This window comes from Larkinella sp. C7 (assembly GCF_006149005.1).
Taxonomy (GTDB): domain Bacteria; phylum Bacteroidota; class Bacteroidia; order Cytophagales; family Spirosomataceae; genus Larkinella.
Window position 1 is genome coordinate 360250 of sequence record NZ_VBSL01000007.1, and the last position, 23593, is coordinate 383842.

Annotated in this window: 25 protein-coding genes; 22 read left to right on the forward strand and 3 right to left on the reverse strand. The window is 50.0% G+C overall.

Going from position 1 to position 23593, the window contains the following annotated elements:
* The first annotated feature begins 24 nt into the window (after window positions 1-24).
* From rplR to FH871_RS19875, 15 genes are all read left to right on the forward strand, one after another.
* On the forward strand, window positions 25-381 hold the full coding sequence (gene rplR, locus FH871_RS19805) for a 50S ribosomal protein L18 (RefSeq protein WP_114406375.1): 357 nt from the start codon (window positions 25-27) through the stop codon (window positions 379-381).
* 8 nt (window positions 382-389) lie between these two features.
* Window positions 390-905 (forward strand): 30S ribosomal protein S5, encoded by a 516-nt coding sequence (gene rpsE, locus FH871_RS19810; protein WP_114406374.1) that lies wholly within the window; start codon window positions 390-392, stop codon window positions 903-905.
* A 23-nt stretch (window positions 906-928) separates the two neighbouring features.
* Window positions 929-1108 (forward strand): 50S ribosomal protein L30, encoded by a 180-nt coding sequence (gene rpmD, locus FH871_RS19815; protein WP_114406373.1) that lies wholly within the window; start codon window positions 929-931, stop codon window positions 1106-1108.
* A gap of 4 nt (window positions 1109-1112) precedes the next feature.
* Window positions 1113-1559: a 50S ribosomal protein L15 gene (rplO, locus tag FH871_RS19820; RefSeq protein WP_138993099.1), complete on the forward strand. Its 447-nt coding sequence runs from the start codon at window positions 1113-1115 to the stop codon at window positions 1557-1559.
* Between the two features lie 85 nt (window positions 1560-1644).
* The gene (secY, locus tag FH871_RS19825) at window positions 1645-2958 is read left to right on the forward strand and encodes a preprotein translocase subunit SecY (RefSeq protein WP_138993100.1); all 1314 of its coding nucleotides are present in this window, start codon (window positions 1645-1647) and stop codon (window positions 2956-2958) included.
* A 4-nt stretch (window positions 2959-2962) separates the two neighbouring features.
* On the forward strand, window positions 2963-3775 hold the full coding sequence (map, locus tag FH871_RS19830) for a type I methionyl aminopeptidase (protein ID WP_138993101.1): 813 nt from the start codon (window positions 2963-2965) through the stop codon (window positions 3773-3775).
* A 3-nt stretch (window positions 3776-3778) separates the two neighbouring features.
* Window positions 3779-3997, forward strand: coding sequence for a translation initiation factor IF-1 (infA, locus tag FH871_RS19835; RefSeq protein WP_114406369.1), 219 nt, complete (start codon window positions 3779-3781; stop codon window positions 3995-3997).
* Between the two features lie 104 nt (window positions 3998-4101).
* On the forward strand, window positions 4102-4218 hold the full coding sequence (gene rpmJ, locus FH871_RS19840) for a 50S ribosomal protein L36 (RefSeq protein WP_091512700.1): 117 nt from the start codon (window positions 4102-4104) through the stop codon (window positions 4216-4218).
* Window positions 4219-4227: 9 nt separating this feature from the next.
* Window positions 4228-4605 (forward strand): 30S ribosomal protein S13, encoded by a 378-nt coding sequence (gene rpsM / locus FH871_RS19845; protein ID WP_114406368.1) that lies wholly within the window; start codon window positions 4228-4230, stop codon window positions 4603-4605.
* An 88-nt stretch (window positions 4606-4693) separates the two neighbouring features.
* Entirely contained in the window at window positions 4694-5089 is a 396-nt protein-coding gene (gene rpsK / locus FH871_RS19850; RefSeq protein WP_114406367.1) for a 30S ribosomal protein S11, read from the forward strand.
* A 115-nt stretch (window positions 5090-5204) separates the two neighbouring features.
* Entirely contained in the window at window positions 5205-5810 is a 606-nt protein-coding gene (rpsD, locus tag FH871_RS19855; RefSeq protein ID WP_114406366.1) for a 30S ribosomal protein S4, read from the forward strand.
* Window positions 5811-5925: 115 nt separating this feature from the next.
* On the forward strand, window positions 5926-6915 hold the full coding sequence (locus FH871_RS19860; protein ID WP_114406365.1) for a DNA-directed RNA polymerase subunit alpha: 990 nt from the start codon (window positions 5926-5928) through the stop codon (window positions 6913-6915).
* Window positions 6916-6919: 4 nt separating this feature from the next.
* On the forward strand, window positions 6920-7687 hold the full coding sequence (gene rplQ / locus FH871_RS19865; RefSeq protein ID WP_138993102.1) for a 50S ribosomal protein L17: 768 nt from the start codon (window positions 6920-6922) through the stop codon (window positions 7685-7687).
* 94 nt (window positions 7688-7781) lie between these two features.
* The gene (carA, locus tag FH871_RS19870; RefSeq protein ID WP_138993103.1) at window positions 7782-8897 is read left to right on the forward strand and encodes a glutamine-hydrolyzing carbamoyl-phosphate synthase small subunit; all 1116 of its coding nucleotides are present in this window, start codon (window positions 7782-7784) and stop codon (window positions 8895-8897) included.
* Between the two features lie 107 nt (window positions 8898-9004).
* Window positions 9005-10201 carry a DUF1624 domain-containing protein gene (locus FH871_RS19875; protein WP_138993104.1) on the forward strand — a complete coding sequence of 399 codons (1197 nt, stop codon included), beginning with the start codon at window positions 9005-9007 and terminating at the stop codon, window positions 10199-10201.
* Here the strand turns inward: FH871_RS19875 and FH871_RS19880 are convergent.
* Both FH871_RS19880 and FH871_RS19885 read right to left on the reverse strand, forming a co-directional pair.
* A complete protein-coding gene (locus FH871_RS19880) occupies window positions 10198-10398 on the reverse strand; it encodes a hypothetical protein (RefSeq protein ID WP_138993105.1) in 201 nt (66 codons plus the stop codon). The genes FH871_RS19875 and FH871_RS19880 overlap by 4 nt on opposite strands.
* 138 nt (window positions 10399-10536) lie before the next feature.
* Window positions 10537-13440 (reverse strand): ATP-binding protein, encoded by a 2904-nt coding sequence (locus tag FH871_RS19885; RefSeq protein ID WP_171062892.1) that lies wholly within the window; start codon window positions 13438-13440, stop codon window positions 10537-10539.
* 269 nt (window positions 13441-13709) lie between these two features.
* On the opposite strand from FH871_RS19885, the gene eno reads away from it, so the two are divergent.
* From eno to FH871_RS19920, 7 genes are all read left to right on the forward strand, one after another.
* The gene (gene eno / locus FH871_RS19890) at window positions 13710-14987 is read left to right on the forward strand and encodes a phosphopyruvate hydratase (protein ID WP_114406359.1); all 1278 of its coding nucleotides are present in this window, start codon (window positions 13710-13712) and stop codon (window positions 14985-14987) included.
* Between the two features lie 58 nt (window positions 14988-15045).
* A complete protein-coding gene (locus tag FH871_RS19895) occupies window positions 15046-15357 on the forward strand; it encodes a septum formation initiator family protein (RefSeq protein WP_138993107.1) in 312 nt (103 codons plus the stop codon).
* A gap of 55 nt (window positions 15358-15412) precedes the next feature.
* Window positions 15413-15940, forward strand: a complete 528-nt coding sequence (locus tag FH871_RS19900) for a low molecular weight protein-tyrosine-phosphatase (RefSeq protein WP_138993108.1) — start codon at window positions 15413-15415, stop codon at window positions 15938-15940.
* Window positions 15941-16109: 169 nt separating this feature from the next.
* The gene (locus FH871_RS19905) at window positions 16110-17060 is read left to right on the forward strand and encodes a UTP--glucose-1-phosphate uridylyltransferase (RefSeq protein WP_229317412.1); all 951 of its coding nucleotides are present in this window, start codon (window positions 16110-16112) and stop codon (window positions 17058-17060) included.
* Between the two features lie 3 nt (window positions 17061-17063).
* A complete protein-coding gene (locus FH871_RS19910; protein WP_138993109.1) occupies window positions 17064-20402 on the forward strand; it encodes a UTP--glucose-1-phosphate uridylyltransferase in 3339 nt (1112 codons plus the stop codon).
* A 188-nt stretch (window positions 20403-20590) separates the two neighbouring features.
* Entirely contained in the window at window positions 20591-22126 is a 1536-nt protein-coding gene (gpmI, locus tag FH871_RS19915) for a 2,3-bisphosphoglycerate-independent phosphoglycerate mutase (RefSeq protein WP_138993110.1), read from the forward strand.
* Window positions 22127-22211: 85 nt separating this feature from the next.
* Window positions 22212-22766 (forward strand): hypothetical protein, encoded by a 555-nt coding sequence (locus FH871_RS19920; RefSeq protein ID WP_138993111.1) that lies wholly within the window; start codon window positions 22212-22214, stop codon window positions 22764-22766.
* A 145-nt stretch (window positions 22767-22911) separates the two neighbouring features.
* On the opposite strand, the gene FH871_RS19925 is transcribed toward FH871_RS19920, so the two are convergent.
* Window positions 22912-23593 (reverse strand): T9SS type A sorting domain-containing protein (locus tag FH871_RS19925; protein WP_138993112.1); only part of this gene is annotated, 682 nt, incomplete at its 5' end.

Genomic DNA, 23593 nt, shown 5'->3' on the forward strand with positions numbered 1-23593 from the left:
ACCATATAATAAGCACAGGCGAAAATGGCTGTCACGAAAGAAAGCAGAAGACTGCGTATTAAAAATCATATCCGGAATAAAGTTTCCGGAACGGCTGACCAGCCGAGACTATCCGTCTTCCGGTCAAATGCCCGTATCTATGCCCAAATCATTGATGATGAGAAAGGCCACACCCTGGTCAGTGCTTCATCGATCGAAATCACCGGCAACGATAAAAAAGGTGTTAACGTCGAACTGGCAAAACAGGTTGGACAGGCTTTGGCAGAAAAAGCAACTACCAGCGGTATTTCCAAGGTAGTTTTTGATCGGAATGGTTATTTATATCATGGTAAGGTGAAAGCTTTGGCCGACGGCGCCAGAGAAGGAGGCCTTAAATTCTAAGCAAAACAATGGTAACCAATACAAGACCTGCTAAAGTTAACGAGTCTGAACTGAAAGAACGCGTTGTTGCTATTAACCGCGTTGCCAAGGTGGTGAAAGGTGGTCGGCGTTTTAGCTTTGCGGCCATTATCGTCGTCGGTGACGGCAACGGTGTGGTTGGCTACGGCCTCGGTAAAGCGAACGAAGTAACGGATGCGATTGCCAAAGGAATTGAAGATGCAAAGAAAAACCTCGTTCAGGTTCCGCTGCTGAAGCATACGGTTCCTCATGCGATGGAAGGGAAATTCAGTGGTGGTTTTGTGCTGCTGAAACCAGCTTCTGCCGGTACGGGTGTTATCGCCGGTGGTGCAATGCGTGCAGTATTGGAAAGTGCTGGTATCCGCGATGTATTGGCAAAATCGAAAGGGTCATCCAATCCGCACAACGTGGTGAAGGCAACCATCGACGCGCTGCTGAAAATGCGCGCTCCGCACCAGGTCGCTTTCCAGCGCGGGGTGAAACTGAGCAAAGTTTTTAACGGATAAGAGTCCTTAACAACGGCAAGAAAATGGCACGGGTTAAAATAACACAGGTTCGCAGCATTATCAAGCGGCCGAAAACACAGAAACTGGCGATCAAGTCGCTTGGTCTGGGGAAAATCAACCGCAGCGTTTCATTGGAATACAATGACGCTGTCGGTGGAATTATCCGTAAAATTCAACATTTAGTTACTGTAGAAGAAATTTAAAATTATGAGTCTGAATACACTTAAACCTGCGGAAGGATCAGTCCGGGAGCGCAAGCGAGTAGGTCGGGGTACGGGTTCTGGCATGGGTGGAACATCAACCCGTGGCCATAAAGGTGCCCAGTCGCGTTCCGGTTACAGCGCCAAGAAAAACTTCGAAGGTGGTCAGATGCCTTTGCAGCGCCGTGTACCGAAATTCGGCTTTAAGAACATCAATCGGGTTGAGTATAAGCCGATTAACCTAGACACACTTCAGCAGTTAATTGAAAGCGCCGGTGTTACTTCCATCGACATCGATGTGTTGATGCAACACGGTTTGGCCGGTAAAAATGACAAGATAAAAGTTCTGAGCCGGGGTGAAATTTCTTCAGTAGTAGAAGTGAAAGCGCATGGCTTTTCGCAGAAAGCGATTGAAGCAATTGAGAAAGCAGGCGGTAAAGCAATCAAGCTCTAATCGGCTTGTTCGTTCATGAGTAGATTTAGCCAATATTTCTTCGTAAATTTGGTGACTTTTTTCGGACGAGCAGCTTGATACACTAATGAAACGATTCATCACGACCCTTCAGAATATCTTTTCGATCGAGGAACTGAGAACCCGCATTCTCAACACATTGTTGTTTGTGACGGTTTTTAGACTAGGGTCTCAAATTGTATTGCCAGGGATCGATCCGACGAAGTTAAACCTCAATCCGCAGGGACTCCTGGGGTTGCTGGAAACGTTTTCGGGTGGAGCCTTCAGCAAAGCATCCATTTTTGCTTTGGGAATCATGCCGTATATCTCGGCATCGATTGCGATTCAGCTTTTGACTCTGGCCCTGCCTTACTTTCAGAAAATGCAGAAAGAAGGGGAGTCGGGTCGGAAGCGTTTAAACCAGATTACCCGTATCCTGACCATTTTCGTGACGGCGGCTCAGGCGATTACGTATTTGACGACGACCATTCCGGGCGAAGCCATCATGATCAATAAGGCCACATTCAATATTGTGTCTGTTGTGGTTTTGACGGCCGGTACCATTTTTTGCATGTGGCTGGGTGAGCGCATCACCGATAAGGGAATCGGGAACGGGATTTCGATGCTGATCATGATCGGTATTGTGTCGCGGTTTCCGGGTGCCGTATACGGAGAAGCTTTGTCCCGCGGATCAGGAGGAGCTTTGCTGTTCGTCCTTGAAATCGTTGCTCTGTTCTTTGTAGTAATGGGTGCGGTTGTACTGACACAGGCGGTTCGCCGAATTCCGATTCAGTATGCCAAACAGGTTGTTGGGAACAAGGTAGTGGGCGGTCAACGTCAGTATCTTCCCCTGAAGTTGAATGCTGCCGGTGTTATGCCGATCATTTTTGCTCAGGCACTGATGTTCGTTCCATCGCTGGTTGCTTCGTTGTTTGCGGAAAAGAGCGATTTGGCCGGTTCGGTACAAACGGTTTTCGCCGATTATACCTCGTGGCAGTATAACGTGTTGTTCGCCGTTCTGATTATCGTCTTTACGTTTTTCTACACGGCGATTTCGGTTAACCCGAATCAGATTGCCGACGACATGAAACGGAGCGGAGGTTTTATTCCCGGTGTTAAACCCGGTTTTATGACTTCTGAATACATCGGTCAGGTTTTGGACCGGATTACGTTACCGGGAGCGCTTATGTTGGCTATTGTAGCGATTTTGCCGGCTGTTGCGTCTTTGCTGGGAATGACTCGCAACTTCTCGCAGTTTTTCGGCGGTACGTCGCTGTTGATTATGGTGGGCGTGGTGCTGGATACCTTGCAGCAGGTTGAAAGTTATCTTCTGATGCGTCGTTACGAAGGCCTGATGCAATCAGGACGTGTAACGGGTCGTACGGAGAGCATAACGGCTTAACAAAATGATTTACCTGAAATCAGACGCCGAAATTGAGCTGATGAAAATCAGCGGACAGGTTCTGGGCAAAGCACATGCCGAAGTAGCCAAACGGATTCGTCCGGGCGTGACTACAAAAGAACTGGATCGCGTGGCTGAGGAGTATATTCGCGATAACGGTGGTATTCCTTCTTTTAAAGGATTCAATAACTTCCCGGCCGCTTTGTGTATTTCGGTCAATGAGACGGTCGTACACGGTTTTCCGAGTAAGTACGAACTGAAAGAAGGCGATATTATTTCGATCGATTGTGGCGTAAAACTGAACGGATACCATAGTGATAGTGCTTATACCTATCCCATTGGAGACATTAGCCAGGAAGTTCGTGACCTGCTGATCCGTACCAAGCAATCACTGTATTGCGGTATTGAAAAAGCAACGGAAGGGAATCGGATTGGCGACATTGGGTATGCAGTGCAGAGCCATGTGGAGAAGTTCGGGTATTCAGTAGTTCGGGAGTTGGTGGGTCATGGACTCGGAAAGAGTCTCCACGAAAGCCCGGAAGTGCCGAATTACGGCAAACGTGGACAGGGTGTCAAGCTGAAAGAAGGCATGGTTCTGGCCATCGAGCCGATGGTAAATCTTGGCAAGAAAAGCATTGTTCAGGAACGGGATGGCTGGACCATCCGAACCGCCGACCGAAAACCGTCTGCTCATTACGAACACTCGGTCGCGATTCGGAAAGGGAAACCGGAAATTCTGACGACGTTCCAGTACATTGAAGAAGTAACGGCCAATACCAGCTTAATGATTGAAGTCAACGAAGTGACCATAGCGTAAGGAATGGCAAAACAGACATCCATCGAACAAGACGGTACCATTGTAGAAGCACTCTCCAATGCCATGTTTCGGGTACAACTCGAAAACAAGCATGAAGTAGTTGCTCATATTTCCGGGAAAATGCGGATGAATTACATCAAAATTTTGCCCGGCGACCGGGTGAAATTGGAAATGTCGCCGTATGACCTGTCCAAAGCACGAATTGTTTATCGGTATAAATAAGGTTTAAAGTTTACGGTTTATGGTTGACGGTAGGCTGACATTGTGCAGCAAGAACCGAAAACTGAAAACCGAAAACCGAAAACCGTAAAACGGAGAGTAAAACCATGAAAGTCAAGGCGTCGATTAAAAAGCGCAGTGTTGATTGTAAGGTGATCCGCCGGAAGGGGAAGCTTTACGTGATCAATAAGAAGAATCCTAGGTATAAACAAAGACAAGGTTAATCACTGAATATGGCACGTATTGCAGGGGTTGATATTCCCGACCGGAAACGCGGTGAAATTTCGTTGACTTACATTTTTGGCATTGGCCGTAGCTCAGCGCAGAGAATTCTGAATAAAGCAGGTGTATCTGTTGATAAAAAGGTGAGCGAGTGGAACGACGAAGAGTCGAATGCCATCCGGACCATCATCAGCGCAGAACACAAGGTTGAAGGGGCACTGAAATCGGAAGTCCAGTTGAACATCAAGCGATTGATGGACATTGGTTGCTACCGGGGTCTGCGTCACCGGAAAGGCCTGCCGGTTCGTGGCCAGCACACGAAAAACAACTCCCGCACGCGGAAAGGTAAGCGTAAGACGGTAGCAAATAAGAAAAAAGCAACTAAATAATTGAGTTTAAGGTTTGGGGTTTAACGTTTAAGGTTTTTCGCAAAATGCTTTAAACCTTAGACGTTAAACGTTAAACGATCAACTAGAAATGGCTCAGGCAAAACGCAAAGACAAAGCGAAAAAACGGGTAGTAGTGGTTGAACCCGTTGGTCAGGTACACATCCGGGCTTCGTTCAATAACATTATCATTTCCATTACGAATAGCTCGGGACAGGTAATCTCGTGGGCATCGGCCGGTAAAATGGGCTTTAAAGGCTCCAAGAAAAACACGCCGTATGCTGCTCAGACTGCCGCTCAGAACTGTGCTACCGTAGCCCACGATTTGGGAATGCGCAAGGCAGAAGTGTTCGTGAAAGGTCCCGGTTCCGGTCGTGAATCTGCCATCCGGACGATCCAGAACACCGGTATTGAAGTGATGTCCATCAAGGACATTACACCACTGCCACACAACGGCTGCCGCCCTCCGAAACGCCGTCGCGTTTAATCAGTACTTTCAATTCTGCGGATTGCATCGAGCAAGCCGCTTCACTTAATGAATACGGGCAGGCGACATTGGGTTGTGTCTGTTCATCGTTTTTCGTTATTCATTCTCAGTACAAATGGCAAGATACACAGGCCCCAAGGCCAAAATTTCCCGCAAGTTTGGTGAGCCGATTCTCGGCCCCAGCAAAGCCCTGCAAAAGAAAGCCTACGCTCCCGGACAACACGGACGCGGCCGGAAACGGAAACAGTCGGAATATGCTGTTCAGTTGCAGGAAAAACAAAAAGTAAAATACATCTACGGTATTCTGGAACGTCAGTTCCGGGGCTTGTTCCACCGGGCCGTTGTTAAACAAGGGATCACCGGTGAAAACCTGCTGAAACTTTGCGAAGCACGCCTGGACAACACGGTTTACCGTCTAGGCATTGCCCCAACCCGCCGGGCTGCCCGCCAATTAGTCTCTCACAAACACATTGCCGTTGACGGCGAAGTGGTCAATATAGCTTCTTACTCATTGAAACCCGGTCAACTGATCAGCATTCGTGAGAAATCGAAGTCACTTGAAGCCGTGACAACCAGCCTGTCGGCCCGGAATCCGAAGCGCTACAACTGGTTGGAATGGGATCAACAACAGTTGCAGGGTGTGTTTACCACCTACCCGGAACGCGATCAGATTCCTGAAAACGTGAACGAGCAACTGGTGGTTGAATTGTATTCTAAGTAATAGTTTATAGTTTACGGTTTATAGCTTATGGTTCTCACTGCGTGATACACCGTAAACTATAAACCCAAACCCATAAACTACATTTCATTAGTTGAACGGTTAAAAACAAATTCGTATGTCAATATTAGCGTTCCAAATGCCCGATAAAGTTGTCATGGAGCGAGCTGACGACTTTCACGGGTTGTTTGAGTTCAAGCCACTCGAAAAGGGCTATGGCGTGACCATAGGGAATGCGTTGCGGAGAATCCTGCTGTCATCGCTGGAAGGCTATGCCATTGCCAGCGTACGATTCCCTGGCGTACTGCACGAGTTCTCATCCATAGAAGGCGTCGTTGAAGATGTTACCGAAATTATCCTGAACCTGAAAATGGTTCGGTTTAAGAAAGTTTCGGACATGGTCGACAACAAAATTACCGTTACGATCAAAAATCAGTCGGTGTTAAAGGCCGGCGACATATCAAAATTTAGCGCGTCGTTTGAAGTACTGAATCCTGAACTGGAAATCTGTCACATCGACGATACGCGTGAACTGGAAATGGAAATTCACGTGGAGAAAGGCCGGGGCTATGTGCCGGCCGACGAACCACGTGCCAACGAACTGCCTTTCGGACACATTCCGATCGACGCCATTTATACGCCGATCAAGAACGTTCGTTACAGCGTTGAAAACACGCGGGTTGAGCAAAAAACCGACTACGAACGGTTGTTGCTGGACATCGAAACCGACGGTTCCATTCACCCGGAAGAAGCCCTGAAAGGCGCAGCTACCATTCTGATTCAACACTTCATGCTGTTCTCCGATCAAACGATGACGTTTGAGACCGCGAAAGCAGAAGAAGATAACGTGGTTGACGAAGAAATGCTGCACATGCGGAAGTTGTTGAAAACTCCGCTGGCTGATCTTGATTTGTCCGTACGGGCTTACAATTGCTTGAAATCTGCCGATGTAAAATCACTGGGCGATCTGGTGAAACTGGAGATTTCAGATATGATGAAATTTAGAAACTTCGGTAAGAAGTCGCTGACTGAATTGGAACAGTTGGTGGCCGAAAAGAACCTGACTTTCGGCATGGACATTACCAAATACAGATTAGACGAGGACTGATACCATGAGACACGGTAAAAAAAATAATCACCTTAGCAGGACCCATTCACACCGGACGGCAATGCTGTCGAACATGGCATCCTCGCTGATTCTGAGCAAGCGCATCGAGACGACTGTTGCCAAAGCGAAAGAACTGCGGAAATATGTTGAACCCCTGTTGACCCGCGCCAAAGACGATTCGTATCAGAACCGCCGGGTTGTTTTCTCATACCTCCAGAACAAGGAGACGATGAAAGAACTGTTCAACGTCGTATCTGACAAAATCTCGAACCGGCCGGGTGGCTACACCCGGATCATCAAACTGGGAAACCGGTTGGGTGACAACGCCGAAACGTGTATCATCGAACTGGTAGACTTCAACGAAACCATGTTGACTGCCGTTGACGAGCAAAAAGCAACCCGGACCCGTCGTGGTCGTCGGGGTGGCCGGAAAGCCGACGAAACCGTTGCAGCCGCACCGGTAGCTGAAGCAAAAACCGAAACCGCTCCCGCTGTCGAAGCAGCCCCGGAAGCAGCCGCTGATGATCTGGCTCTGATCGAAGGCGTTGGCCCGAAAATCGCTGAAGTGCTGGTTGCAGCCGGTGTGACGACGTTCGCCCAGGTAGCCGACATGACACCGGAAGCCATCAAGGAAATTCTTGATAACGCTGGCTCCCAGTTCAATACGCATACCCCGGAGACATGGCCACAACAGGCTGCTCTGGCGCGTGATGGTAAATTTGATGAGTTAAAAACGTTGCAGGACGAATTAAAAGGCGGTCGAGCTAGTTAATTTATACTTGTGAAAAACGAACTCAAATAAGAAACAGAGGGTTAACCGTAACGGGTTAACCCTTTTTTTTAACTCAATAACTCCAACGTATTACATGAAACAGGTTCAGCAACCAGATGCTTTACTGGTTTTGAAAGATGGTTCCGTGTTTAGAGGAACAGCCCTCGGCAAAATCGGGACGGCAGGTGGTGAAATATGCTTCAATACGGGCATGACCGGCTATCAGGAGATTTATACTGACCCGTCGTATTACGGTCAGGTGATTGTTAATACAACATCACACATTGGAAATTATGGGGTTCAGTATCGTGATGAAGAAGAATCTGGCAGTGTAAAGATCCGGGGTATGGTCTGTAATTTCTTTTCGCAGATTCATTCACGACATACCGCTGATACCTCCTTGCAGGAGTATTTTGAAAGGGCTAACATTGTCGGAATCAGTGGGATCGATACCCGGCAGGTGGTGCGGCACATTCGCGATAAAGGCGTCATGAACTGCATTATCTCGTCCGAAATTCTGGACCCGGCTGTTCTGCTCGATCGGCTGCACCAGATTCCGGACATGGAAGGCCTGGAGCTTTCGTCGGAAGTGAGTACCCCAAAGATATACGAAGTAGGTGATACCAGCCAGGCTGACTTTAAAGTAGCGGTATTGGATCTGGGAATCAAGAAAAGCATTCTGAACAACCTGGCAAGCCGGGGGGCGCACTGCCGGGTTTTTCCGGCCAAAACGCCTTTTGAAGAAATTAATGCCTGGAACCCGGACGGTTATTTTATTTCCAACGGCCCCGGCGACCCCGCTGCGATGCCTTACGCCGTTCAAACCGTAACGCAGGCGCTGGAAACCGATAAACCGTTGTTTGGCATTTGCCTCGGACACCAGATTCTGTCGCTGGCCAGCGGCATTACGACCTATAAAATGCACAATGGTCACCGGGGTTTGAATCATCCGGTTAAAAACCTGATTACGGGCTTGTGTGAGGTAACGTCCCAAAATCACGGTTTCGCCGTACGGGCAGATGAAGTGCTGGATAACCGGAATATTGAGCTGACGCACATCAATCTGAACGATAAAACGATCGAAGGGATTCGTCGGAAAGACCGCCCGGCCTTCTCGGTGCAGTACCACCCGGAAGCTTCACCCGGCCCCCACGATTCCCGGTATTTATTCGATGACTTTGTGAAATTGATCGAAGTCGAAGCACGATAAGAATGAAAAACCGGTCATTGGCCGGTTTTTTTATGCCTATTGCCGGCGGTGTATTGCTCCTGTTTACGCATAAAACTAACTTGTGCGTAAATTAAGCCATTCATCCTATGTCAGTTACGGCCACCCTGCCTCTGAATCGTGTAGCAGCCCGCATCCTGAGCATCGATGCGGTGCGGGGTATCGTGATGGTTATCATGGCCCTGGATCACACGCGGGATTTTATCCATTACAACGGCTTTTTTTACAACGCCACGGATTTAAATACCACCACACCAATTTTATTTCTGACGCGCTGGATAACCCATTTCTGTGCGCCAACCTTCGTTTTTCTGGCCGGAACGTCGGCTTACCTCATGAGCCGGAAAAAGACAAGACCAGAATTGAGCGTTTTTCTGCTGACGCGCGGGCTATGGTTAATGGTTTTTGATATAACCGTCGTTAACCTGACTATCTGGTTCGATCTCACGTTCTCCGTAACCGCTCTGGAGGTCGTCTGGGCAACGGGCTTCGGCATGGTGATTTTAAGCGGGCTGCTATTTTTGCCCCAAAGAATACTTTTAGCGATTGGCCTGCTGATTTTGTTCGGGCATAATGCCCTGGACGATGTTGCCTTTCAACCCGGCACCGCGATGAACATCATCTGGTCGATGCTGCATCAGCGCAATGCAATTCCCATGGGTCCGGGTCGGATCGCCTTTACGAGTTACCCGGTGCTTCCGTGGATCGGAATTATAATTCTGGGATATTGTCTGGGGGAATTGTTCCGCCCTGATTTTGGGCCTGAGAAGCGCCAAAGAATGCTTAAGTGGATCGGACTCGGTGCTATATCGCTTTTTATTTTGATTCGCACCCTGAATAGTTACGGTGATCCTGCTCCGTGGGCCGTGCAGAAAATGCCGTTATTCACTTTTTTTTCTTTTATCAATCTTACCAAATATCCGCCGTCGTTGCTCTATACACTGATCACGCTGGGACCGGCCATCTTACTATTGAGCTGGCTGGAAGGCAAACGAGCAAACTGGATGCAGTTTTTCGTTGTCTATGGTCGTGTTCCCCTCTTTTATTTCGTGGTTCATTTCTTCATTATTCATGTCTTAGCGATTGTTCTTCTGCTGTTGGACGGTATTCCGTGGTGGGACATTAATTTCCAGAATAAAACCGCCGGGATGGTGCCGAACCACGGTTTATCACTCGGTTTGACCTACGGCGTGTGGATAGTGGTCGTGTTGGTCATGTATCCGCTTTGTAAGGCCTATGGCCGGATCAAAAACCAGAGCCGCAGCCCGATCTGGAGCTATCTTTAAGCCAGGGCAATGTCGGTTGAAAACCACTGGATTTTAGCCGTCCGCTTGGGCGAAAACCGGGCCGAATAGTTTTGATATTCGATGGTCTGGTAATGTAAATTGACCAGATAACGTTGGTAAGTTTCCTCGGAAGGGATGTCCAGGGATGGATCAATGCCTATATCCCACGTGTTCGATTCAGCGAATAAATGCTCCATATAGAAAGAAAAAAATGGCATGTACGAGCCATTGGTGGATGGCTCGTACACAGATGCATGATCAGAACAGAGAAAATAGTAGGCTGCAATATTCATGATTTTGCCACAAACAGACTCGCAATTTTCGGACAATTACACTCAATTTTCAGACAATACACTCCGAATGTATTCCGAGGGCGATAAGGTGAAGAGATCCTTGAAGCATTGACCAAAATAGGAAGGGCTCTCGAAACCAACCATATAGGCGGTTTCAGAAACCGGATAGCCGGCTTTTAGCAAATCGGCGGCTTTGCGAAGGCGGTAATTACGGATGAACTCACTGACCGTCATGCCCAGCATGGTCGTCAGTTTGCGATTGAGGGTTCTGGAACTCATCGACACTTCCAGGGCAAGGTCTTCGACCGATAGTTTGGCGTCGTCGATGTGCTTTTCGAGGGCCTGGTAGAGGTGACTTAGGAAAGCGTTTTCGTAAGCTGGTAGCGCAGTCGTTTGGGGTTTGCTGAACTGGAGGTTGTAAAATTTGCACAACGTCGATTGGTAGTGGATCAGGTTAGCCACCCGGAGCTGCAATTCCCGCTGATCGAAGGGCTTGGTAAGGTAATCGTTGGCACCCACCGACAGACCTTCCAGTTTGCTTTCGGAAGCGGTTTTGGCGGTCAGCAGAATAACGGCAATGTGACCCGTTTGGGGAGTTTGCTTGACAAGCCGGCAGAGTTGAAGCCCGTCCATTTCCGGCATCATGATGTCGCTCAGCACCAGATCGGGCAATTCGGCCTGGCAGAATTGCCATCCTTCCTGCCCATTGGCCGCCGTAATGACCCGGTAGGTATTGGAAAGTCCGGCTGCAATCAGGTGGCGCAGGGCCGGGTTATCTTCCACGACCAGGATGAGCGGGAGCGTTTCATTGACGGAAGCGGTTTTGTCGGGCAATGGAGCAACAAACGGGGGCGGTATTTCCGGCCAAAGCGTCTGAGATGTGATTGGGTTCAGCGTTGGATGTTCGGCAAAAGGAAGACGAACGGGACACTCGACGGTCACTGTGGTGCCTTTGCCGACCTCGCTTTCCACCCTGACCGTGCCATTGAGCAGATCCGTCAATTCTTTGACGAGAGCCAACCCGATGCCGGTTCCGCCAAAAGAGCGGGTTCGGGAGTCGTCGATCTGATAAAAGCGATCAAAAATATGGGGAATCTGGTCTGGCGCAATACCAGTTCCGGTGTCGGAAACCGACAACCGCAAGATGAGGTAGCCAGCCGCCTGCATCGGCTCGGCACCTAGTTTGACTTCCACCGAACCTCCGCCGGGCGTATATTTCAAGGCGTTCGAAAGCAGATTATAGCTGATTTTTCCCCATTTGTCGTCATCGAACAGCAGTTGGTCCGGAAGAGGGCCGGGTTGGTAAGTCAACTGAATCCGTTTGGTTTCGGCAGTTATCCGGAATGAATTAACAAGATCATTCAGGAAATGAACCACATCGCCTTGTGATTCCTGGATGGTCAGACTGCCGGATTCCAGTTTTGACAAATCCAGCAATTGATTGATTAGTTGAAGCAATTGACGCGCATTGCGGTGAATGGTCGTCAGCGTATTTTGGAGAACGGAATTTTCAACGGAAAACCCTTTCCCCGGCGGGGGCAGCAGTTGCTCAATGGGGGAGATAATCAGCGTAAGTGGCGTCCGGAATTCATGGGTAATGTTGGAGAAAAACCGGTTTTTCACTTCTTCAACCTCCTTGCGCCGGTCGGCTTCCTGCCGTTTCAGGGCCATTTGTTCGATGAGCTGGTTCGCCGTCTTCAGTTCAACCGTCAATGCTTCCGTCCGCTTAAAAGCCGTAGAAAAACGGATTGCCAGCAACAACGACTGACAGAGGGTGAAAATGACGACGGCACTGGAAAGCAGGAAATAGGTGTGAATGAGACCGGCCTGATACAGGGTATCGTTGATCGCACAGGCCGTCAGCAGGATCATATCACAAAAAAGGATAAAACCGCCTTCTTTCTTTTGCCGGGTAGCCTGAAAGGCAATCCAGAAAAAATAACCGCATTCAACCGTAGCAAGGGGGCTGATCAGGGTTCCCCAGGCCGCATAGACCGGGGGCGGAGTAAGAAGCACCAGCGCCAGAAAAACCAGGTTCAGCGCGAAAATGCTTTTTCGGGCCAGGGCCGAAATGGCACCCGGAAACAGGCATTGCAGGTAGAGCGTGATGCCGATGATTCCAATCGGAAAGGCACTATAAAGTGCTTTGTTGGCCAGTACCCAGTCTGCTTCGGGAAAAACCAGAAAAAACAGACTCTCCGAATTGAAATTCTCCCTAAACGCAGCCAGTACACACAGTATGCCAAACAGCAAGGGTGCCCGGTCTTTTCGGCGAAGTGCATAGAGCACAAAGTGGTACAGCCCAATGATTAAAAGAGCGCCAACGATGAAGGAAGAAATCAGCAGGCTTCGTTCCCGGCTTTGTGAAATGACCGCCGGATTACCCAATTCCAGGCTTTTCCAGATGCCCCCGTAGGCAAAATAATAGTTGGATACGTGCAGCAACAGGAATGCTTCCTGGCCCGGAACCAGAAATGAGACGGCTTTGGCGTTGATTTCCGGTTTCATGGTCCGGTCGGTTGCCACCTGGCCGGTCTGAGCCACCAACTGACCATTGACGTAGAGGGTATATGCGGTTCGGATTGGCGGCAGGCGCAACGACCATACTTTTCCTGAATCGGGAAGGATAATCCGCAGCCCGTAGGTGCAGTGGCCCAAATCCTGGGGAAACAAGGTGGAACTGCCGGTATACGAATGCCAGTTTCCGGGCACTGGTATCAGGGTTTGGCTCGTGGCGACGCGGGCTGAATCGACAAATTGGTTCCATTTAAAAAACCAGTCGCCCACGAGGGATACCGGTTCCGAAGCACCATAGGAGTGGGAAGAAAGATCCATGACGCCAGCCTGGGCCGTGTAGACACGGTTTTTCTGAGCCACACCAGCCAGGGTTTGGCTACTCAAATAAAACACCAGCAGCAAGACCCGTGGGTTCCGTAGGGGCGTCATAAAAATCTGCATACCTCATTTCCCGCTGAGACACCACGAACACGTGGGCCGGATGGTCAAATCGTCGGGTAATAATTGCGTAATACCGAATGGCTTAATTCATCGGGCATTCCCTACAAACCGAAAAAATCACTTACTTTGTATGGCAAAAATCGTGCTATAACCGATTGTTAGCAAATGGTAACAGTGTCATTCAAGAATCTCCAGGGAATTTTCTGCGCACTGGTTCCTTTTCGTTTACAGAATACTAACTAACTTTTTCAGACACAATGAGTATTATTCAGTCCATTCATGCCAGACAGATTCTGGATTCGAGAGGCAATCCGACGGTGGAAGTCGATGTTCGTACCGAAAACGGTTTTTTGGGCCGTGCGGCCGTTCCATCGGGTGCCTCGACCGGTTCACACGAAGCCGTCGAATTGCGCGACGATGATCCGAAACGGTACGTCGGTAAAGGCGTATTGAGAGCGGTTCAGAACGTTAATGAACTGATCTTCCCGGAACTGGTAGGATCGTCGGTGTTCGATCAGAGCATGATCGACCGGATTATGATTGAACTGGATGGTACGTCGAACAAAGGTCGTCTGGGTGCCAATGCCATTCTGGGCGTTTCGATGGCGATTGCCAAAGCCGCTGCTCAGGAAGCCGGTTTGCCGCTATACCGTTACATTGGTGGTGTTAACGCCAACACACTGCCGGTTCCGATGATGAATATTCTGAACGGTGGTAGTCATGCGGATAATTCGATTGATTTCCAGGAATTTATGGTGATGCCAGTTGGTGCACCGACCTTCTCGGAAGCCCTGCGTTGGGGAACGGAAGTGTTCCACTCGCTGAAGAAAGTACTGAAGAGCAAAGGCATGTCGACCAACGTGGGCGACGAAGGCGGTTTTGCTCCCAACATTCCATCGAACGAAGAGGCTATCCAGATCATTCTGCAGGCCATCGACAAAGCCGGGTATCGCGCCGGTCAGGATATTTACATCGCGATGGATGCCGCTGCGTCGGAGTTCTACGATGCCGAATCCGGAACGTACCATTTCAAAAAATCGACGGGCGACAAACTCAGTTCGTCCGAAATGGCAAACTACTGGAAAGAGTGGGTTGACAAATATCCGATCATCTCCATCGAAGACGGCATGGCTGAAGACGACTGGAGTGGCTGGAAGGAACAAACCGAATTGATCGGAAAGAAAACCCAACTCGTTGGGGATGACTTGTTTGTGACGAACGTTACGCGTTTGCAACAGGGCATCGATCAGGGAATTGCCAACGCTGTTCTGGTGAAAGTAAACCAGATCGGTTCGCTGACTGAAACCATCAATACGGTTAACCTGGCGAAACGCAATTCGTATAAAAACATCATGTCGCACCGTTCCGGCGAAACAGAAGATGCAACAATCGCTGATTTGGCCGTGGCCCTGAATACGGGTCAGATCAAAACCGGCTCGGCGTCCCGTTCCGATCGGATGGCGAAATACAACCAGTTGCTTCGCATTGAAGAGGAACTGGGCGAAATCGCGTATTTCCCCGGAATTAAAATGTAATCGTTCTTACCCCCAATTCGGGCCGACGGTTCGGATTGGGGTAATTTTCTTTAATCCCATGCTTACGAAAATCCTCCGAGTCGTCAAAAACTTCTATTTCGCAACGGGTGTGGGATTGTTAATCTGGATGCTGTTTTTTGATGCCAACGACATCATTTCTCAGGTTCGCAACAGCCTGAAACTGGGCGATCTGGAGACGGATCTGGTCTATTACGACGAAAAAATCAAGGAAGTAGAAATTCAGCGCCAGTCTATTCTGGGCAATCCCCGTTTGCAGGAGAAATACGCCCGCGAAAACTACCTCATGAAAAAGCCCAATGAGGATGTTTACGTGCTGGTGAATGAGAAAAATGAACCCATCGAAAAATAAGGGTGAATCACGGCACGGGCGGCTCTCCAGCGTTCATCCTTTCTAGTGCATTCGTATGATAAACGTTCTCTTTGTCTGTCTGGGAAATATTTGTCGGTCACCCATAGCGGAAGGCGTATTTCAGCAGTTGATCAAAGAACGGGGCCTGGAAACGTCGATTCAGTGCGACTCGGCCGGCACATCTTCCTACCACATTGGCGACCTGCCCGACCGCCGAACCCGTGAAAACGCCCTCGAACACGGCATTAAGCTCACGCACCGCGCCCGCAAGCTATCGGGGGAGGATTTGTCACAGTTCGATTACCTCGTGGCCATGGACGAAGCGAATTATGACGCCATTCAGTATTTCAGCCACCGGAGCACCGGACTTTACAGCGAAGAAAACACGGTTTTACTGCGCGAATTCGATCCCCAGCCGGATTCCGGGCCGAATGGGCTGAGTGTCCCCGACCCGTATTACGAAGACGCTGCGGTTTTTGAACAAGTCTATCAGATTGTATCCCGTTGCTGCGAAAACTTACTGAATTACCTCGTGGAGCAACACGCGCTAAAACCGTCGGCAACGGAAGCGAAAAAGAAATAACGCACTTGATAATCTTCCCCAGCGTCGCGGATAGTTTTATGAAATAAAGAAAAAATTTCAATAAAATAGGTCTGATGAACCATGTGGTTTTTAGTCTGCTAATTTTCTTTAGATTGAACCTGATTGTAGGACTACTCAACGATATACCATCTTAAAATTAGCTTTGTAAATGATGAGAATTAAAAAAGCGGTGATTACGGCGGCCGCCCGTGGAGAACGGCTCTATCCGGTTGCGGATACCATTCAGAAAGCCATGCTTCCGGTGATCGATACCGACGGTTTACACAAACCGGTGATCCAGATTATTGCTGAAGAAGCGTTTGCCAGCGGAATCGAAGAATTGTGCGTGGTTTGTGCCCCCGGCGACGGTGATCGCTATCTCAAAGCCTTTGCTTCCCTGCGCGATAATCTTTTCAATTCCTTCAAAGGGGTCGACTGGGCCAAGAAAGAAGCCGAGAAAATCGATCATTTGCTGGATCGGGTTCAGTTTGCCGAACAAAAAGAACCGCTCGGCTACGGCCACGCCGTCTACTGCGCCCGGGATTTTGTGAACAATGAGCCCTTTCTGCTGCTGTTGGGAGATTATCTTTATGTTTCCAATCTCAAACTGAAAAGCTGCGCGGCCCAATTGCTGGAACTGGCTTCGCAGGAAAACTGCTCGGTTTCGGCCGTTAATCCGACCATTGAGCACCAGATTGGTCGCTACGGAACGCTGACGGGCAAGCAGGCTGCTAACCGTTCGGGCGTTTATCAGATTGAGAAAATCATCGAAAAACCGCCCCTGAGCGTGGCCGAACTCGAACTCCAGACGCCGGGTCTACGGGCTGGCTATTACCTGTGCTTCTTCGGGATGCACGTTTTCACCCCCGCGATTTTCTCCATTTTACAGAAATACATTGATCAGAACAGCACCAACATTCTACTGACGCCCGCCCTTCAGGAACTGGCTGAAACGGAGAACTATCTGGCGCTGGAAGTAAAAGGTAATCGCTACGATTTAAGCCGGAAGCACGGGTTGTTACGGGCGCAGATTGCGTTGGGATTAGCGGGCGATGCGCATGGTGAAATCCTGTCGACAATGGTGGAATTACTGGCCGAAGCAAACAGCAGAACTGTCTGATATATGAACGTTTTTATAGAGACGATTACTTCGACAGATCCCGCCAAACGCAACCGTTCTTTTTACGAAATAAGTCGCCGGTTGTCGGGGAAAGAGTTGCTGGGCCTGTTGCGGGAGCTCGACGAATTTCGGAAATCGACACCGAGTTTATATGATAAAGTAAGAGCCATTCTGTTCCTGTATGCGGGCTTCCGATTTTTCCTGATGGAAACGCCCGAAACGCCAACAACCGGGAAAGTGCCGTACGCCGGTTTTGAGGATTTGCTGGCCCGCCGGTTCGAACAGGCTATTGCTACCTTTTTGCACGAACTGGATAAACAAGGCCCGAATGCGGCTTTGTTCAGCGCCCTGGCCGAAAGCTACCACCATTTATCGTTCCAGATTCTGGCGGGGCAGGTTCGGAAAAGCGTACGTTCCAGCAAAGGAAACCAGTGGATGTTTCGGGTCGGCCACCGCGAAGAACACCCGATCCGGATTCATCCGGCCTTGCTGAAACGCCCGGAGAATTCGCTCTTTTATCCCATTCTGCACGAACAGACGTCCGTGCGGATGGATTTGACCCACAGCGGCTGGTCGGATATTTTCTTCCTCGGAATGGATTATCCGGAAGGCGCCCGCGTGGTCAATATATCGATTGATTTGGGCGTTTTTGGCCGTGATGCCGATATTCGTCCCCCGCTGAACTGCTACGTTCGCGTGATACCGGACCCGGTTTTACGCCTGACGAGCATCGACTTAAACACCACCAAAGACATTGTCGATCTCGCCGATTTGTTCAATTTCGGCAACGATTACCTGAGTCTGGTGAAAGCCGGGGTCATTGCCTCTGGTCTCATTCCGCCTTCGTTCGAAAATACGAATCAGTCGTTGCCGGATATTTTGTCACGGATTGTCGCGCCGGGCATGGGTATTGAGCTGGTGACTAAAGTAAACGACATTCCGAAAGGCTCCCGGTTTGCGGTTTCAACCAATCTGTTGGGTTCGATCATCAGCCTGCTCATGCGGGCGACGGGTCAGACGAAGAAACTGGAAGGCGGTTTGGAAGAAAGCGAACGGCGGCTGGTGGCATCGCGGGCCATTCTGGGCGAGTGGATTGGCGGTTCGGGCGGAGGCTGGCAGGATTCCGGCGGGGTTTGGCCCGGTATCAAGGCTATCCAGGGCACGTTTGCGCAGGAAGGCGATCCCGAATCCGGCATCAGTCGCGGAACCTTATTACCACGTCACCGGGTATTGCAGGGCGAGGAAATCCACCCGGAAATGGGCGAGAAGATCATGAAATCGCTGGTGCTGATGCACGGCGGGATGGCTTCCAACGTCGGCCCGATTCTGGAAATGGTGACTGAAAAATACCTGCTCCGGGGCGACAACGAGTGGAATGCCCGGCAACAAACCAACCAGGTTTTCGACAATATTCTGACGGCCATCAAAGAAGGCGATATTCAGAAACTGGGGGCTAATACCGCCAAAAACTGGGAAGGCCCCATCAAAACGATCATTCCGTGGGCTTCCACCTATTTTACCGAACAAATCATTTCCAAAGCAAAAACCGCCTTTGGCGACGATTACTACGGTTTTTTGATGTTGGGCGGGATGTCTGGGGGCGGCATGGGCATGTTTGTCAATCCGGCAGGGTACGAAGACTACAAAATGAAGGTGCTGGACATTCTGCGGAAAACGAAAGCGGAATTATCGGCTTCGCTGCCGTTTGCGATGGAACCGGTGGTCTATAACTGGAGCATCAATTACAAAGGAACCTGGGCGACCTTGCAGGCCGGAACCGAAGCCCTGATGCCGGAGCAATATTACGGTATTCACGTGTCGGAACTGGTTCGGAAAGATCCGGCCACTATTTCGTATATCCGGCGGGCAGAAATTGACCTGTTTACGACCTATTGCGAGAAAAATAACCTTGCCTATCCGCTTCTGCGAACCATTATCAGCAACCTGTTCAAGGTGTCTGACCCGACTTCGCAGAGCAATCGCAGTGTTGAAAACGAAAAAGCCGAACGCATCAAGAAAGAAAACGGCTTCGATTACATTCAGCACGAAGAGATTCGGGAAGATTTGCAAAAAGGCCGCATTGGTCTGTCCCGTAATCGGTTAGCGGCTGAAACGACTATCGAAGATGTACAACCGGGTGACATCGTTCAACTGGACGAACTGACCGCAGAAACCAAAACCGGTGAAGCGGCCATTCGCGCCGGAAAAGTAGCGGTTTTGAGTCTGGCAGCGGGTGTAGGCAGCCGTTGGACGAAAGGCGCCGGGGTAATCAAAGCCCTGAATCCATTTGTGGAAATTGAAGGCCGGCACCGGAGTTTTCTGGAAATTCATCTGGCGAAAACCCGCAAAGTGGCCGAAACCTATGGTGGCCTGATTCCCCATCTGGTTGCCACCAGTTACCTGACGCACGAACCAATTCGCCGGACGCTGGAAGAAACCCGTAATTTTGGATATTCCGGAGCGACCTACCTGTCGCCGGGCCGTTCGATTGGGCAGCGGTTTGTGCCGATGGAGCGCGATTTGCGGTTCATGTGGGAGGAAATGCCGCAGGAAACGCTTGACGAAAACAAGCAGAAAGTGCGGGATGCCGTTCGGCAGACGATGATTGGCTGGGCCAAGTCGAAAGGCGAAGGCTCGGACTATGTCGATAACATTGCGGCTCAACGGTTTTCGCCCCTGGGCCACTGGTATGAAGTGTCCAATTTGCTCCGCAACGGAACCTTGGCGCGCTTGCTGGCTGAACACCCGCAGTTGGAAACCATCATGTTGCACAACATCGATACGCTGGGTGCGGATGTGAACCCGGCGGCACTGGGGCATCACCTGGAATCGCGTAATGTGCTGACGTTCGAGGTGGTTCCCCGCCGGATCGAAGATCGGGGGGGAGGACTGGCACGGGTCAACGGAAACCTCCGCTTGCTGGAAGGACTGGCGCAACCCCGCGAGGAAGACGAATTGAATCTGAGTTATTACAACTCGATGACGACCTGGATTCAGATCGATCCGCTGCTGGTGCTGTTCGGCCTGACGCGGCAGGATTTGCAGGACGGCGACGACGCTAAACTCGCCAAAGCCGTTCGGAGCGTTGCCCACCGCATTCCGACCTATGTTACCACCAAAGATGTCAAATACCGCTGGGGACACGGCCAGGAAGATATTTATCCGGTGGCGCAGATCGAAAAATTGTGGAGTGATATGTCGGCATTGGCCGATGTGCAATGCGGCTACATTGCCGTTCCGCGGATGCGCGGGCAACAAATGAAAGATCCGGCTCAACTGGATGCCTGGGTTACCGACGGCAGCAAAGACTACATTGCCGCTTTGGGTACGTTTGAGGTTTGATAGTTAAAATGGCTGGATGACTGCACAATGGTTAAAAATGGTTGACTGGTTAATTTGAGCGGGCTTGCCACGTTGCAACCATTTTTAACCATTCAGCCATCAAACCATTGTTCAACCATCCAGCCATTTTAAGTTATCTTTAACCTGAGAATGGCGTCTTTTGCCGCTAATGTTGTTAATTTCGAATTATGAATAAGAAAGTCATTTTAATGATTCTGGACGGCTGGGGAATTGCCCGAAAGATCGATGTTTCGGCGATTGATGCGGCCAATACGCCCTTCGTGGACTCGCTGTATACGAATTATTCACACAGCCAGTTGGAGGCTTCGGGTCTGGCGGTCGGTTTGCCGGCGGGTCAGATGGGCAACTCCGAAGTGGGCCACATGAACCTCGGTGCGGGGCGAATTGTGTATCAGGATTTGGTAAAAATCAATCTGGCCGTTGAGCAACATACGCTGGAAAAAGAGCCGGTTTTGCTCGATGCGCTGAATTACGCCAAAACCAACGGCAAGAAAGTTCATTTTATCGGTCTGGTTTCCAATGGCGGAGTTCACTCGCATATCGAACACCTGAAAGGGCTTTGTACGGTCGCGCATGAGCAAGGCCTGACGGATGTATTCATCCATGCCTTTACCGATGGGCGCGATACGGATCCGAAAAGTGGCTACGGTTTTCTGGCCGATCTGGAAGCACATCTGAAAACGACTACAGGTCGGATTGCCACCATCACCGGGCGGTATTTTGCGATGGACCGGGATAATCGCTGGGAACGGGTCAAACTGGCCTACGACGCGATGGTGAAGGGCATTGGTCACGAGACCTGCGAAGTCGGTGGGGAGTTGTCGGCGGTTCATCAATCTTACGAAGAGGGCGTGACGGACGAGTTTATCAAGCCCATCATCGTGACGAATCCCGACGGAACACCGCTGGCTACGATTCAGGATGGGGATGTGGTGCTTTGCTTCAACTTTCGCACCGACCGGGGCCGCGAAATTACACTGGCGCTCAGTCAGCGGGATTATCCGGAGCAGGACATGAAAAAGCTGAACCTGTACTACGTCACACTGACCAATTACGACAATGACTTTGTGGGTGTAAAAGTCATTTATGACAAAGACAACCTGACGAATACACTCGGGGAGGTGGTTTCAAAAGCGGGTAAAAAACAGATTCGGATTGCCGAAACCGAGAAGTATCCGCACGTGACGTTCTTCTTCTCTGGTGGCCGCGAGGATGTGTTCGAAGGTGAAAGCCGCTTGTTGTGCCCGTCGCCCAAAGTGGCGACCTACGACCTGCAACCGGAGATGAGCGCCAGGGATATCCGCGACGCGATTATTCCGGAACTGGAACGGGAGCAGGTGGATTTTGTCTGCTTGAATTTCGCCAATACCGACATGGTGGGTCATACGGGCGTTTTTTCAGCGGTTGTGAAAGCCGCCGAAACCGTCGATCAGTGCGCTCAGGCCGTGATCACCACCGCGCTGGCCCACGGTTATACGACCATTGTGATCGCCGACCACGGCAACGCCGATTTTATGATCAACGAAGACGGGTCGCCCAACACGGCCCACACGACCAACCCGGTTCCGTGTATTCTGGTTGATAATGATTTTCATCCGAAACTGAACAACGGCGTGCTGGCGGACATTGCCCCGACGATTCTGCAACTGATGGGCATCGAACAACCCGCCGTCATGACGGGGCACAGTTTGATAGCGGAATAGATAAACTTTTCGGCTTGGGTTGGTGTTCGTCAACTAACGACCATTGCACTCCCCCTGATTGGAAAGTCAGGGGGTATTTTTTAGGATGATGAAATTTAGTTACGGACTCGTTTTTATTCTGGCGTTAGCCGCTTGCAGCAATCCCACCAAAGAAGCCCCCGCCGGGACGTATTACGACCTAAAATCGTATATCGAACAGCAGATCAGTCAGTTAAAAAGCCAGCAACCGACGGTTTTGAAACAGGCCGGTTTTGGCGACGAGAAAGAGCAGCAAAAGACGAAGGACATTGACTGGAGTCGCGAACTCGATTTGTTTTTGCAAGCGGATATCAACAAGCAGGCGTATCAGGCCAGTTATCTGAAAAACCGCCCGGATTCGCTCACGTATGAATACACCCTGAAACCAGGTGAAAAGCTCCCCGTTCAGGTGCTGCGCATCGAGCTGGATTCGGTCACCCACCAGCCCCGGCTGGTTAAAGCGACCTTACGAACCCGGAATTCGCTCTACGAATCGGAACGGAACGTCTGGCTGGAAAGCGAAAACGGCGCGGTCAAACACTACCACATGGAAGGATTTCAGCAACTGGCGTGGCTGGATCAGAAGCGGTTTTTGATTGATGGGCAGATTGGGGAGTATTAACCTTCGTGATTGGCATGTTGATTGAGCGTAGAGCTTTTGAAAATAAGAAAACCTTCCGGTAGTAAGTGACACCACTAACCGGAAGGTTCTTGTTTTTAGGTGAGCCCACAAATGTCGGAACGATTCATGTAGGTAATCTGTCAAATTACCGATTAATAAGTAGCCGCTTGCTTATTATTCGTCGAGCGGTTTTCAATTGAATGAGATACAAATAAGTGGTTATAGAGCTTAAATCGACTATTTCGTACTCTACTTTCCCCGTTCCAATTACCGCTTTTCCCCATACCCGCCGTCCCAGCACATCTACAATCTGCAAGTCAGCTCTTTGATCAGCTTCAATCAGATAACTAATTTCGACCGGCCCCCGGCTTGGGTTGGGGCTAATATTCAGTTCCATGCTTATTTCGACCTTTTCATCAATACCTTGTCGGCTTCCGGTGGGGGGGCAGGTAAGCGACTTTGGCGACCACTTCAGGATGTAATTACTCCCTGGTACCCGACCGCTTATTGAGTGTGTTTTGCCATCCTTGAGTGAGAGGGGAACTGAAAAGTTGTATCCATGAACTCCATTTCCCTTACCTGCATTCTTTAGGTCATCGCGGTAAATATTCGCATCTATATTGCCGATTATTGTTGTGCTATTTAAAAACTCCACCGTAATTGGAATATTGGGTTTATCCCGATTCCAAATCCATCCCTGAATGCTATTGCAGTTGACTATATCTAAATAACCCTCGTAATTGCCCGGTCCACTATTACCACTGATTGGGGGCGGACCGGTAGTGCCTCCTCCCGGGTTGACGGTCAGTGTCAGCGTGGTCGGCACC

Bases quoted from the DNA above. Each gene is read 5' to 3' on its own strand.
- rplO (WP_138993099.1), top strand. From the start codon at position 1,113: ATGAGTCTGAATACACTTAAACCTGCGGAAGGATCAGTCCGGGAGCGC.
- FH871_RS19860 (WP_114406365.1), top strand. From the start codon at position 5,926: ATGTCAATATTAGCGTTCCAAATGCCCGATAAAGTTGTCATGGAGCGA.
- rplR (WP_114406375.1), top strand. From the start codon at position 25: ATGGCTGTCACGAAAGAAAGCAGAAGACTGCGTATTAAAAATCATATC.
- FH871_RS19880 (WP_138993105.1), bottom strand. From the start codon at position 10,398: ATGGAGCATTTATTCGCTGAATCGAACACGTGGGATATAGGCATTGAT.
- FH871_RS19895 (WP_138993107.1), top strand. From the start codon at position 15,046: ATGCTTACGAAAATCCTCCGAGTCGTCAAAAACTTCTATTTCGCAACG.
- infA (WP_114406369.1), top strand. From the start codon at position 3,779: ATGGCAAAACAGACATCCATCGAACAAGACGGTACCATTGTAGAAGCA.
- map (WP_138993101.1), top strand. From the start codon at position 2,963: ATGATTTACCTGAAATCAGACGCCGAAATTGAGCTGATGAAAATCAGC.
- rpmJ (WP_091512700.1), top strand. From the start codon at position 4,102: ATGAAAGTCAAGGCGTCGATTAAAAAGCGCAGTGTTGATTGTAAGGTG.
- FH871_RS19900 (WP_138993108.1), top strand. From the start codon at position 15,413: ATGATAAACGTTCTCTTTGTCTGTCTGGGAAATATTTGTCGGTCACCC.
- secY (WP_138993100.1), top strand. From the start codon at position 1,645: ATGAAACGATTCATCACGACCCTTCAGAATATCTTTTCGATCGAGGAA.
- eno (WP_114406359.1), top strand. From the start codon at position 13,710: ATGAGTATTATTCAGTCCATTCATGCCAGACAGATTCTGGATTCGAGA.
- rpmD (WP_114406373.1), top strand. From the start codon at position 929: ATGGCACGGGTTAAAATAACACAGGTTCGCAGCATTATCAAGCGGCCG.
- gpmI (WP_138993110.1), top strand. From the start codon at position 20,591: ATGAATAAGAAAGTCATTTTAATGATTCTGGACGGCTGGGGAATTGCC.
- FH871_RS19905 (WP_229317412.1), top strand. From the start codon at position 16,110: ATGATGAGAATTAAAAAAGCGGTGATTACGGCGGCCGCCCGTGGAGAA.
- FH871_RS19920 (WP_138993111.1), top strand. From the start codon at position 22,212: ATGATGAAATTTAGTTACGGACTCGTTTTTATTCTGGCGTTAGCCGCT.
- FH871_RS19910 (WP_138993109.1), top strand. From the start codon at position 17,064: ATGAACGTTTTTATAGAGACGATTACTTCGACAGATCCCGCCAAACGC.
- rplQ (WP_138993102.1), top strand. From the start codon at position 6,920: ATGAGACACGGTAAAAAAAATAATCACCTTAGCAGGACCCATTCACAC.
- carA (WP_138993103.1), top strand. From the start codon at position 7,782: ATGAAACAGGTTCAGCAACCAGATGCTTTACTGGTTTTGAAAGATGGT.
- rpsK (WP_114406367.1), top strand. From the start codon at position 4,694: ATGGCTCAGGCAAAACGCAAAGACAAAGCGAAAAAACGGGTAGTAGTG.
- FH871_RS19885 (WP_171062892.1), bottom strand. From the start codon at position 13,440: ATGACGCCCCTACGGAACCCACGGGTCTTGCTGCTGGTGTTTTATTTG.
- FH871_RS19875 (WP_138993104.1), top strand. From the start codon at position 9,005: ATGTCAGTTACGGCCACCCTGCCTCTGAATCGTGTAGCAGCCCGCATC.
- rpsM (WP_114406368.1), top strand. From the start codon at position 4,228: ATGGCACGTATTGCAGGGGTTGATATTCCCGACCGGAAACGCGGTGAA.
- rpsE (WP_114406374.1), top strand. From the start codon at position 390: ATGGTAACCAATACAAGACCTGCTAAAGTTAACGAGTCTGAACTGAAA.
- rpsD (WP_114406366.1), top strand. From the start codon at position 5,205: ATGGCAAGATACACAGGCCCCAAGGCCAAAATTTCCCGCAAGTTTGGT.